This is a genomic window from Micromonospora sp. LOL_023 (assembly GCF_048060115.1).
Classification (GTDB): domain Bacteria; phylum Actinomycetota; class Actinomycetes; order Mycobacteriales; family Micromonosporaceae; genus Micromonospora_E.
In genome coordinates, this window is record NZ_JBHMIM010000070.1 from 16,851 (window position 1) to 28,203 (window position 11,353).

At 70.0% G+C, this 11,353-nt stretch carries 12 protein-coding genes; 5 read left to right on the top strand and 7 right to left on the bottom strand.

The annotated features are described in order from the left end of the window. The first annotated feature begins 32 nt into the window (after positions 1-32). Complete coding sequence (locus tag ACFHVL_RS27210; protein WP_416631283.1) at positions 33-1,271, top strand: argininosuccinate synthase; 1,239 nt, start codon at positions 33-35, stop codon at positions 1,269-1,271. An 8-nt stretch (positions 1,272-1,279) separates the two neighbouring features. After that, entirely contained in the window at positions 1,280-2,743 is a 1,464-nt protein-coding gene (argH, locus tag ACFHVL_RS27215; protein WP_416631284.1) for an argininosuccinate lyase, read from the top strand. A 15-nt stretch (positions 2,744-2,758) separates the two neighbouring features. Here argH and ACFHVL_RS27220 read toward each other — a convergent pair whose 3' ends face one another. Both ACFHVL_RS27220 and ACFHVL_RS27225 read right to left on the bottom strand, forming a co-directional pair. Continuing rightward, positions 2,759-3,094, bottom strand: coding sequence for an antibiotic biosynthesis monooxygenase family protein (locus ACFHVL_RS27220; RefSeq protein WP_416631285.1), 336 nt, complete (start codon positions 3,092-3,094; stop codon positions 2,759-2,761). Positions 3,095-3,207: 113 nt separating this feature from the next. Further along, a complete protein-coding gene (locus ACFHVL_RS27225; RefSeq protein WP_416631286.1) occupies positions 3,208-4,038 on the bottom strand; it encodes a sulfotransferase family protein in 831 nt (276 codons plus the stop codon). A 208-nt stretch (positions 4,039-4,246) separates the two neighbouring features. Between ACFHVL_RS27225 and ACFHVL_RS27230 the strand changes: the two genes are divergently transcribed. Continuing rightward, positions 4,247-5,572: a hemolysin family protein gene (locus ACFHVL_RS27230; RefSeq protein WP_416631287.1), complete on the top strand. Its 1,326-nt coding sequence runs from the start codon at positions 4,247-4,249 to the stop codon at positions 5,570-5,572. Between the two features lie 2 nt (positions 5,573-5,574). Here the strand turns inward: ACFHVL_RS27230 and ACFHVL_RS27235 are convergent, their stop codons facing one another. From ACFHVL_RS27235 to ACFHVL_RS27245, 3 genes are all read right to left on the bottom strand, one after another. Then, positions 5,575-6,234 carry a TRM11 family SAM-dependent methyltransferase gene (locus ACFHVL_RS27235; RefSeq protein ID WP_416631288.1) on the bottom strand — a complete coding sequence of 220 codons (660 nt, stop codon included), beginning with the start codon at positions 6,232-6,234 and terminating at the stop codon, positions 5,575-5,577. Between the two features lie 67 nt (positions 6,235-6,301). Next, positions 6,302-6,886, bottom strand: coding sequence for a hypothetical protein (locus ACFHVL_RS27240; RefSeq protein ID WP_416631289.1), 585 nt, complete (start codon positions 6,884-6,886; stop codon positions 6,302-6,304). Positions 6,887-6,945: 59 nt separating this feature from the next. Next, positions 6,946-7,647, bottom strand: a complete 702-nt coding sequence (locus ACFHVL_RS27245) for a hypothetical protein (RefSeq protein ID WP_416631290.1) — start codon at positions 7,645-7,647, stop codon at positions 6,946-6,948. Positions 7,648-7,664: 17 nt separating this feature from the next. Here ACFHVL_RS27245 and ACFHVL_RS27250 point away from each other — a divergent pair, with 17 nt between their 5' ends. Further along, positions 7,665-7,814, top strand: a complete 150-nt coding sequence (locus ACFHVL_RS27250) for a hypothetical protein (RefSeq protein WP_416631291.1) — start codon at positions 7,665-7,667, stop codon at positions 7,812-7,814. An 8-nt stretch (positions 7,815-7,822) separates the two neighbouring features. Here ACFHVL_RS27250 and ACFHVL_RS27255 read toward each other — a convergent pair whose 3' ends face one another. Beyond that, positions 7,823-8,857, bottom strand: coding sequence for an App1 family protein (locus tag ACFHVL_RS27255; protein ID WP_416631292.1), 1,035 nt, complete (start codon positions 8,855-8,857; stop codon positions 7,823-7,825). A gap of 52 nt (positions 8,858-8,909) precedes the next feature. Further along, positions 8,910-9,305, bottom strand: a complete 396-nt coding sequence (locus ACFHVL_RS27260) for a metalloregulator ArsR/SmtB family transcription factor (RefSeq protein WP_416631293.1) — start codon at positions 9,303-9,305, stop codon at positions 8,910-8,912. Between the two features lie 211 nt (positions 9,306-9,516). On the opposite strand from ACFHVL_RS27260, the gene tyrS reads away from it, so the two are divergent. Further along, positions 9,517-10,818, top strand: coding sequence for a tyrosine--tRNA ligase (gene tyrS, locus ACFHVL_RS27265; protein ID WP_416631294.1), 1,302 nt, complete (start codon positions 9,517-9,519; stop codon positions 10,816-10,818). Positions 10,819-11,353: the final 535 nt, after the last annotated feature.

Genomic DNA, 11,353 nt, shown 5'->3' on the forward strand with positions numbered 1-11,353 from the left:
ACATCGGTACCCGAAATAAGGAGCACGGCATCATGACTGAGCGGGTGGTACTCGCCTACTCCGGCGGCCTGGACACGTCGGTCGCCATCCCGTACCTCGCCGGGGAACTCGGCGCCGAGGTTGTCGCGGTCGCCGTCGACGTCGGCCAGGGCGGCGAGGACATGGAGGTCATCCGGCAGCGTGCGCTGGACTGCGGCGCGGTCGAGTCCGAGGTGATCGACGCCCGTGACGAGTTCGCCGCCGACTTCTGCGTACCGGCACTGCGCGCCAACGCCCTCTACATGGACCGCTATCCGCTGGTGTCGGCGCTGAGCCGGCCGCTGATCGTCAAGCACCTGGTCGAGGCGGCCCGTAAGCACGGCGGCACCGTCGTGTCGCACGGCTGCACCGGCAAGGGCAACGACCAGGTCCGGTTCGAGGTCGGCATCGGTGCACTCGCACCCGAGCTGAAGGTGATCGCACCGGCCCGGGACTTCGCCTGGACCCGGGACAAGGCGATCGGGTTGGCCGAGGAGAAGGGCCTGCCGATCGACGTGTCGCACAAGTCGCCGTACTCGATCGACCAGAACCTGTGGGGTCGGGCCGTGGAAACCGGCTTCCTGGAGGACATCTGGAACGCGCCGATCGAGGACCTGTACGCGTACACCGCCGACCCGGCGACGCCGCGCGAGGCCGACGAGGTCGTCATCACCTTCGACGCCGGCGTGCCGGTCGCGGTCGACGGCGAGACGGTCACCCCGTACCAGGCGGTCGTGGAGCTGAACCGGCGGGCCGGCGCGCAGGGCATCGGCCGGCTCGACATGGTCGAGGACCGGCTCGTCGGGATCAAGAGCCGCGAGGTGTACGAGGCACCCGGCGCGATCGCCCTGATCGCGGCCCACCAGGAGCTGGAGAACGTCACGGTGGAGCGCGAGGTGGCCCGGTTCAAGCGGACCGTGGACCAGCGCTGGGGTGAGCTGGTCTACGACGGTCTGTGGTTCTCGCCGCTCAAGCAGGCCCTGGACGCGTTCATCGACGAGACCCAGCGCCACGTCAGCGGCGAGGTCCGGCTGGTGCTGCACGGCGGCCGCGCGGTCGTCGTCGGCCGGCGCTCCGACGCCAGCCTGTACGACTTCAACCTGGCCACCTACGACACCGGCGACACCTTCGACCAGAGCCAGGCCAAGGGGTTCGTGCAGCTGTGGGGGCTGTCCAGCCGGCTGGCCACCGCCCGCGACGGGCGGCTCGCCGGCCCTGGTGGGCAGTCCCGGCTGCCCGGCTCCGGATCCTGACCCTCACAATGGTCGCCGTGGACGACAAGAGCCTGACCGAGAACACCGCCAGCCCGAACCGCACCAGCCTGTGGGGTGGACGCTTCGCCGGCGGGCCGGCCGAAGCGCTGGCCCGGTTGTCGGTCAGCGTCCAGTTCGACTGGCGGCTCGCGCCGTACGACATCGCCGGTTCCCGGGCCCATGCCCGGGTGCTGGCGGCGGCCGGCCTGCTCGATCCGAACGAGTTGGGTCGGATGCTCGCCGCGTTGGACGACCTGGAGGCGGCCTGCGCCTCCGGGTCGTTCCGGCCGACGATCGAAGACGAGGACGTGCACACCGCGCTGGAACGCGGCCTGCTGGAGCGGCTCGGTTCGCTCGGTGGCAAGCTGCGCGCCGGTCGGTCCCGCAACGACCAGGTCGCCACCGATCTGCGGCTCTATCTGCGTGACCACGCCCGTGGGCTGGCCGCGCAGCTGGTCGAGCTGGCCGGTGCCCTGGTCGAGCAGGCCGAGCGGCACCTGGACACCCCGGCACCCGGGATGACCCACCTGCAGCACGCCCAGCCGGTGACGTTCGGGCACTGGCTGCTCGCCCATGTGCACCCGCTGCTGCGTGACCTGGAACGGCTGCGGGACTGGGACGCGCGGACCGCCGTGTCGCCGTTGGGCGCCGGCGCGCTGGCCGGGTCCGGTCTGCCGCTGGACCCCGGCGTGGTCGCCAAGGAGCTGGGGTTCCGGACCTCGTTCGCCAACTCGATGGACGCGGTCGCCGACCGGGACTTCGCCGCAGAGTTCCTCTTCGTCACCGCGCTGATCGGGGTGCACCTGTCCCGTCTCGGCGAGGAGGTGGTGCTCTGGACCTCCCAGGAGTTCGGCTGGGTGGAGCTGGACGACGCCTTCGCCACCGGGTCGTCGATCATGCCGCAGAAGAAGAACGCCGACATCGCCGAGCTGGCCCGGGGCAAGTCTGGCCGCCTCGTCGGTGGGCTGGTCGCGGTGCTGACCATGCTCAAGGGCCTGCCGCTGACCTACGACCGGGACATGCAGGAGGACAAGGAGCCGGCGTTCGACGCCGTCGACACCCTGCAACTGCTGCTGCCGGCCCTGGCCGGGATGATCTCCACCATGACGGTACGGGTGGACCGGCTCGTCGCCGCCGCCCCGGTCGGTTTCACCCTCGCGACCGAGGTGGCCGACTGGCTGGTCCTCAAGGGGGTGCCGTTCCGGGACGCGCACGAGATCACCGGCCGGCTGGTGGCGCTCTGCGCGGCCCGCGAATGCGCCCTCGACGAGGTCTCCGACGACGACCTGCGGTTGGTCAGCGAGCATCTCGACGCCGGGGTGCGTAGCGTGCTGTCGGTGCGTTCGGCGCTGGCCGCGCGGACCACGCCCGGCTCGACCGGCCCGGGGCCGGTCGCCGACCAGCTCGTGTCGGTCGTCGAGCAGCTCGCCGAGTGGCGGAGCTGGGCCGCCGAGACCGTCGTCCCACGCTGACGACAGGCCAGTGGATCACGGGGTGGGGCTCGGGAAGCGGTACGCGCGTTCCACCCGGGCCACGTGCACCGCGAAGCTGGCGTACCACCGGGCCCGACCGTCATCCTGCACCGCCAGGTGTTCCAGGTGTCGACGCCAGGCGGTGATCGACTCCTCGTCGCGCCAGTAGGACACGGTGATGCCGAGCCCGTGCCGGTCGCGGGCGGTGTCGACGCCGAGGAAACCGGGCTGCTCGGTGGCGAGTTCCATCATCCGGGCGGCGGCCGCGGCGTACCCGAGGTCGTCGTCGGTGCGGGTTGAGGTGAAGACCACCAGGTGGTACGGGGGCTGCGGGGTGTGGGCGGGGGACATCGGCGGCTCCAGGGGTGTGGTGTGCTGGAGTCCATGAGATCACCCGAATCCGTCGGCGACCTCGCGGCGGTGCTGCTGCGTGTCGGCGAGGTGGCCGACGACGGGTGGGCCAGTCAGTCAGCGGGTCGAGCCGGATAATCCCAGCCTCGGGCGATTTCGTACAGGGATTCCGGCAACACCACATCCGCCGGCAGCTCACGCGGCGGCTGCACCGTGCCGGTCCGGATCCGTCCGGTCCAGTCACCCAGCCCGGCCTTGATCTTGCCGTGGTCGAACTGGCCGTACTCCAGCATCGACGGCTCCCATTCCAGGCCGAGGAACGCGCAGATCCGTCGGGTCTCCGCCGTGGGATCGGCTGCCAGATCCTCGTAGCGCACCGTGTGCCCGGGCAGTACCCGCCGTGCCTCGGCAAGCCGCGTCAGGTACTTGGCGACACTGTCGGCGGCCTCCTGCGCGGTCTGCTGGGGTCGCGCGCGATGCCAGGAGTCGAGGATGGCCGCCGGGTGGCGCAGCAGGAAGATGAACCGGGCGTCCGGCCACACCTGCGCTATCCGTGACCACATGAATACATTGTGCGGTGTCTTTTCGACCAGTACCTCCTTTCCGCTGCGTTGCAGCGCGGCGTCCAGCACCCGGTCCCACAACAGATGGGTGACCTCCTGCACGTCCCAGCCGAACTCGGCCATGCTGTCGGTGATGTAGTGGTCGCCCATCTGTACCCGCAGCTTGCTCAGGTGCAGTTCGTGCGGTGCGTACAGCGCCGAGTGACTGTTCAGCATCATGCGCAGCAGCGTCGACCCGGATCGCACCGACGACAGGATGAACACCGGTCGGCGCAACAGCCGGTGCGGCCGGCGGACGAATGTGGGCCGTCCGCCCCGACGAGTGATCTGCACCCCGGTCGACCGCGCGAGGCGTACGGCGAGGTGATGCTTCCAGCTCATACGACCCGACACTACGAAACCCAGCTGGGAAAATGCTAGGGACCGTCCGTCGCGAAACGCGATCTGCCGGGCCGCGGTCGCCACCGGCAGGCTGACCGGAGCACGCCGGCGCGCGGATGGCAGGATTCGTACCCGACCTGGATGGGCATTGCTGGCCTCGGCGCCGCAGTGGCAGGACCGGCGGACGTAGGCGACGGAAGGTGCGCACGTGCAGGGGTACGCGACACAGCTCGCACTCGTCGGGGTCCTGGTGATAGTCAACGCTGTCTTCGCCGGCAGCGAGATAGCTCTCGTCTCGTTGCGCGAAAGTCAGCTGCAACGCCTGGAACGCACCCGGCGGACAGGTCGGGTGCTCGCGAAGCTTGCCAAGGACCCGAACCGATTCCTCGCCACGATCCAGATCGGCATCACCCTGGCCGGCTTCCTCGCCTCGGCGACGGCAGCGGTGGCCCTGGCCCGGCCGCTGGTCCCGATGCTGGAGGTACTCGGGCGGGCGGCCGAACCGGTGGCGATCGTCCTGATCACCCTGGTGCTCACCTTCGTGACCCTGGTCTTCGGCGAGCTGGCGCCGAAGCGGGTCGCCATGCAACGTGCGGAGAAGTGGGCGCTCGCGGTGGCCCGCCCGCTCGATGTGATGGCCAGCCTCGCCCGGCCGGCGGTGTGGGCGCTCGGCGCCACCAGCGACCTGGTGGTCCGCCTGGCCGGTGGCGACCCGAAGGCCACCCGGGACGAGATCAGCCCCGACGAGTTGCGTGACATCGTCGCGGGGCACCGGGCCTTCACCGTCGAGCAGCAGACCATCATCTCCGGTGCGCTGGAGATCGCCGACCGCCGGCTGCGCGCCGTCCTGGTCCCCCGCCTCGAAGTGTTCACCCTCGACAGCGGCACCTCCGCCGACGCCGCCCGGATCGTGCTGGCCACCTCGGGACACTCCCGCGCTCCCGTGGTCCGCAACGGCATGCTCGACGACACCGTCGGCGTGATCCATCTGCGGGACCTGGTCGGCGTGCCGGACGACCGGCCGGTCGACGCCGTCGCCCGACCGCCGATGCTGTTGCCGGAATCACTGCCGGTGGTCGAGGCCCTTCGGCAGTTCAAGGCCGAGCGTCAGCACATCGCCCTCGTCGTCGACGAGCGGGGCGCGGTCGACGGGATCGTCACCCTGGAGGACGTCCTGGAGGAGATCGTCGGGGAGATCTACGACGAGACCGACCGTGACGTGCAGGCGGTACGCACCGAGCCGGACGGCACCCTGTTGGTGCCCGGCACGTTCCCCATCCACGATCTGACCGACATCGGCGTCGAGTTGCCGGCCCGTCCAGCCGGCGACTACACCACCGTCGCCGGACTGCTACTGGCCAGACTCGGCCACATCCCGTCGAGAGCCGGTGAGTCGATCGCCGTCGACGGCTGGGCCCTGACCGTCGCGGCAGTCGACCACCACGCGATCTCCGCCGTACGACTACGCCGGACCGCCGCCGCGCCGGCCGACCCAGGCGACCCGGTGCCGGACGAGGCAGCCGGCGACCGTTGATCTCACCCGTCGGGGCGCTGGAACACCAGGCAGTAGTCGCCGGTCAGCCAGGCCGGTGGCTGGTCCCAGCAGAGCAGGACCTCCTGACACAAGGTCAGATGGGCCGAGATCACCTTGCCGACATCCCATGCCAGGAAGGTCGTCCGGCCGTCGATCCGCATGTTCGCGACGTTCACGACGGCATAGCCGCCGGGGCGCAGCACCTGCGCGACCTGCTCGAAGATGTCGCCAAGCTCATCCAGATAGGTCGGGTAGTCCCCGTCGAGGGTCTCGTAGGCGTTGAGCGGGTTCTCCGGATGCCCAATGGCATCCATGTACGGCGGGGAGGTGAGACAGAGATCCACCGGGCCGGGTACCAGGGTGCGCAGTTTCCGGGCGTCACCGTTGATCACCTCCGCGTCGGCACCGCCGGTCAGCCGGCGACGGATCAACTCGACCCGCTCCGGCAGCAGCTCCACACCGACCGACCGTCGGCCCATCCGCTGGGCGGTCACCAGGGTCGTGCCGAAGCCGGCGAACGGGTCGAGCACCGTCTCACCGGGAGTCGTGTACCCGGCGAGCACCGTCTCGACCAGCGCTTGCGGAAAGTGCACCTCCTGGTCCTCGCCGTCGGGCAACTGCGCGGCCAGGTCCGCGCTGGACAGGTGCATCCAGGGTTTCACCCCACCATTGTCCTCCGGCCCGCCGCACGCCTGCCGCACACCCCGGCCCGGCGCCGGAGCACCCGTCTCAGCTCCGCTCGTCGCTGTCGGCTTCCGGCGGCCGCCGGCCGCGCATCGCCACCCAGGTGGCGCCGAAGACAACCGCCCCGGCCAGACAGACGGCGACCACCCGCCCACCACCGGTCCAACCCAACCATTCCTCGAGCAGCAGACGGGAACGCGACGACGGGTCCACCAGAGTTATCGCCACGAAGACCGCGGCCAGGCCGCCGGCGCCGAGCGCGAACACGTTCGCCCATCGACCCTGCGGCCCGAATCGGCGGTGCAACACCATCGTCGCCCGGACGATCCGACGCGCCCGGATCAGCCGCAGCGTCCCGACCGTGTACAGCAGCCGCAGCACCTGGAGCGGACCGAGCGCCAGCACCGTCACCGGGATCACCACCACGGTGAAACCCACCAGAACACGATTGCGCCGCAGCCAACTCAGCCGATCACCGGACAGTGCCAGCAGCACCGCGGTCTCCGCCACCAGCACCGCACCGCTGATCCAGTGCAGCACCTCGCCGACTGTGGCGAGCAGTCCTCCGGCGAGGGTCAGGAACACCGCCGGCACCGAGGCCAGCGCCGCGGCCAGCACCGGCAGCGCCATGCGTCGCTCCCACCGAGCGGTACGGTCATCGGCCGCCGCGGTGGCCGGCCCGTCACCGGTCACTCCCGCTGGCCGGTGGCCCGTTCACGAGCGGCACCCGGCGGTACGTCGACCGGAATTTCCTGACCGAGCCGCGCTCCACCCAGCAGCGACAGGTCGTCGCCGCTCCAGAACCGGCCCGGGTCGTACCAGTTGGTCCGCCTTCCCGGCGTCAGCAACCCCATCGCCTCGTAGGTGACAGCCACCACTTCCGCGCAGTACACGCTCTCCACCGGCGGCGCGGTGTCGGCCGGTGTCGGCAGCGTCCGCCTCGCCCGTTGCGCCGGCATCGCCGGCACCCGCCCCCGCAACCAGCGCCACGCCAACTGGGCGGTGGACGGGAAGGGGGTGCCATCGAGCCGGGCGACCGTTCGCAGTACCGCGTCCTCCATGGCCGGACCCGCCGGCGGATCCAGCTGCCGCAACCAGGCCCGCTGCTCGTAGCGGCGGGCCCACACCATGACCGCGTCCCGAAGGTCGTGCAACTGCACGCCCCGCTGGTGGGTGCCGGACCACATGTCGGGCAACGACCGGCCCAACTCGGCGTGCCACATCAACGGTGGCAGATCGTCGATCACCACCGCCATGCCGACATGGTTCACCGGACTGTTCGTGGTCATCTGGATCGCGCGGTCAGGCACCGAACGCCCGCGAAACAACCACAGGTCGCCGGTGCGGGCCAGATCAATCGCCGTGTCGAGGGAGAGTGGGCCGCCAGTCACCCGACTACCCTAGGCAGATGCGTTGGTGGAAAGTAATGGGCCTGGCCGCGTTCGTCGGAGTCGCGGCGACCGGCGCGGTGATCGTCCGCGGCGAGCGGCGTCGACGCGCCTACACCCCGGAGGAGATCCGCGACCGGCTCCGGCAACGGCTCGCCGACGCCGACTGACGGCCCGCCTACAGCAGTTCGGCCTCCCGTAGCAGACGGGCCAGTCCGGCGCCGTCCGGCGCTGACAACCAACGCTGCCCGCCCCGACCTGCCGAGCGCGAGGTCTCGCTGTTCGGCGCTTGCAGGTTGCCCGCCAACACCGCCTGGGTGGGGGACAGCCGGCGGACGGCGACAGCCGCCACGCTTGCCGGATGTTCCGCGGCGAACTCGGCGTAGATCTCCGGGTCGTGCTGGCCGTCGTCGCCCACCAACAGCCACCGTACGTGCGGGAACTCGTCGGCGAGCCGGGCCAGGCTGGCGCGCTTGTGTTCCCGTCCGTTGCGGAACCATCGCTCCGTCGAGGGCCCCCAGTCGGTGAGCAGCAGTGGCCCGGCCGGATACAGATGCCGGGACAGGAACCGGTTCAACGTCGGTGCGACATTCCACGCTCCGGTGGACAGGTACAGCACCGGGGCGCCGGGGTACGCGGTGACGAGGCGTTCGTACAGCACCGCCATCCCGGCCACCGACGCCCGGGCGTGCTCGTCCAAGACGAACGTGTTCCACGCGGCCAGCATCGGCCGCGGCAACGCGGTCACCATGACCGTGTCGTCGATGTCCGAGATGATGCCGAACCGGACCTTCGGATCCACGATTCGCACCGGCGCCTCGACCGGCTCGGAGTCGCCACAACTCAACCGCACGTACGTCCAACCCGGGTCCAGGTCGGCCGGCACCACGGTGTCCACGAAACCGCCCCGGTCGGCTTGAACCTCGTGCCGCTTTCCGCCGGCTTCGATCACCACCGTCGCGTGTTTGACCGGCAGGGTGGCGAAGCTGCGCCAACCCCGGACCTTCTTCGGCCGCCGGGGCCGGGGGTCGCGACGGCCGAGCAGCACCCGGGCCATCACCCGGACCCAACCTGGCGCGCCGTACCCGGTGTACGGAATCAACGTCAGGTCCCAGCCCCGTCGGCGCAACCGCCGTTCGAGCAGGGCGTGGATGGCGTCCTCCAGCCGTACGGCCCGGTGAGCGCCACGGGCTGCCGGGCTAACGGGTGTCATCGCCACGGGTGTCACCCTGCCATAGCCGCCCCCGCCGGGCACGGTGCGGTGATCAGCCGAATGAGTCGAAATCACCTCGGTGGGTCGACAACAGCGCCGACAGCCGGCCGATGGCGGCCGGCCTCGGCCAGTAGTAGACCCACGTGCCGCGTCGTTCGCAGTCGACCAGGCCGGCTTCCCGCAACACCCGCAGGTGATGCGAGATGGTCGGCCCGGTGAGGTCGAACGCCGTGGACAGGTCGCAGACGCACACCTCGCCCTCGGCGGCGGAGGCGATCAGGGAGAGCAACCTCAGCCGCGCCGGGTCGGCGAGCGCCTTGAACACCTTGGCCAACTCGCCCGCCTGTACGGCCGGCAGAGCGCCGGCCATCAGCGGCGCGCAGCACGGTACCTCGGCACCGCCCGGCTCCAACACCGTCTGCTCCATGTCCACAACCTTGACAGCCATCGAAACACCGCGCAACCAGCAGGTGGAACACCCCGCCGGCCGGGTCGGATCACCGGTGTCCGCACCCCGCCTGCTGGTCGACAGATGTCGATGACATGAGCGGCGTGTCGCCGACGGTCACCCAACTAATCAACGATGCACTTCGATTGATTCGGCGGCGGGTCCGGTGCTGCGCCGCAGGTGGGAAACCAGCTGCCGGTTCAGGTCGGCGATGAGGGACAATCGCGCCGTGACCGACGAACGAGAACCGACGGGTACGCCGACCGTGCTGGACGAGCTGCGCTGGCGTGGCCTCATCCAGGACGCCACCGAGTTGGCGGAGCTGAGCGGGCAGTTGAGCCACCCGACCACCTTCTACGTGGGCTTCGACCCGACCGCACCCAGCCTGCATGTCGGGCACCTGGTGCAGGTGCTCACCGCGCGCCGGCTGCAACAGGCCGGGCACCGGCCGCTGCTGCTGGTCGGCGGCGCTACCGGCCAGATCGGGGATCCGAAGGAAGGCGGCGAACGGAGCCTCAACCCACCCGAGGTGGTGACCGGGTGGGTCGACCGGATTCGTGGCCAGCTCGCCCCGTTCGTCTCCTTCGACGGCGACAACGCGGCCGTGGCGGTCAACAACCTCGACTGGACCGGCCAGATGTCGGTGGTCGAGTTCCTGCGTGACGTGGGCAAGCACTTCCCGGTCAACCGGATGTTGGCCCGTGAGGTGGTCCGCGCCCGGCTGGACAGCGGGATCAGCTTCACCGAGTTCAGCTACCAGTTGTTGCAGGCCAACGACTTCTTCGAACTGCACCGCCGGCACGGCTGCGTGCTGCAGTTCGGCGGCTCCGACCAGTGGGGCAACATCACGGCGGGGGTCGACTACGTCCGGCGCCGGGGTGCCGGTCCGGTGTACGCCTTCACCACCCCACTGGTGACCCGGTCCGACGGGACCAAGTTCGGCAAGACCGAAGGCGGGGCGGTCTGGCTCGATCCCGCGTTGACCAGCCCGTACGCGTTCTACCAGTTCTGGGTGAACGTCGACGACCGTGACGTCGACGGCTACCTGCGGTACTTCAGCTTCCGGGGCCGCGCCGAGATCGAGGACCTGCGGCGCGAGTCCGCCGCCCGGCCGGCGGCGCGGATCGCGCAGCGCGCCCTGGCCGAGGAACTGACGACACTCGTCCACGGTCCCCAGGAGACAGCCCAGGCGGTGGCAGCGAGCCAGGCATTGTTCGGGCGGGGCTCGCTCGACGAACTGGCGCCGGAGACGTTGCGGGCGGCGCTGCAGGAGGCCGGGCTGGTGACCGTGCGGGGGGAGATTCCCGCGGTGGCGGCGTTGATGAAGGAGTCCGGCCTGGTCGGCAGCCTCAATGAGGCGCGTCGGGCGATCGCCGAAGGTGGCGCGTACGTCAACAACGAGCGGGTGTCGGACGTCGAAGCGGCAGTGCCGGTTGACGCCCTGCTGCACGGCAGATTCCTGGTCCTGCGCCGGGGCAAACGGACTTTCGCCGGCGTTGAACTGGTGAAATAGCCGCAAACCGATGATGTGACGTGGGACGCGTCCGCTCGATTTGACGGCCGATGAGGCGGGCGCGTAACTTTCTCTCTGTCAGCAGGGGAACGGACGGGAAACGCCAGGGCCGCGAAGGTGGCCAAGGCGACAGGCCGGAACTGCTGGACAGCTTCCAACTCCGTACGGTGACGCCAAACGGAGCTGGGTGGGCGGGGTCGCGCGGATCGCACCGGTCAGACCGGGGCCGATTTGGAGCGGCGAGACCGACCAGCTAGAGTTAGCGACCGCAGGGCACCGGGCAAGCGACGGAGACGTCGAGGCCGGCCTGCAAAACCAGGTACGAACGCAGGGGTGACACGCTGCGCTCAGCCTGGTGGTCAAAACGGCACGGAGCACCACGATCCGGAAAAACCCGGGTTGACGGGGCGAAAGAGTCGGAGTAAGGTAGTAAGAGTGCCCGGCGGAAGTCGGGTGGGACGAAAGCCCTGGTGGGGTTGCCTGCTTGTTGTGGGTGGTTCTGCTGGTGTGTGTTTGTTCTTTGAGAACTCAACAG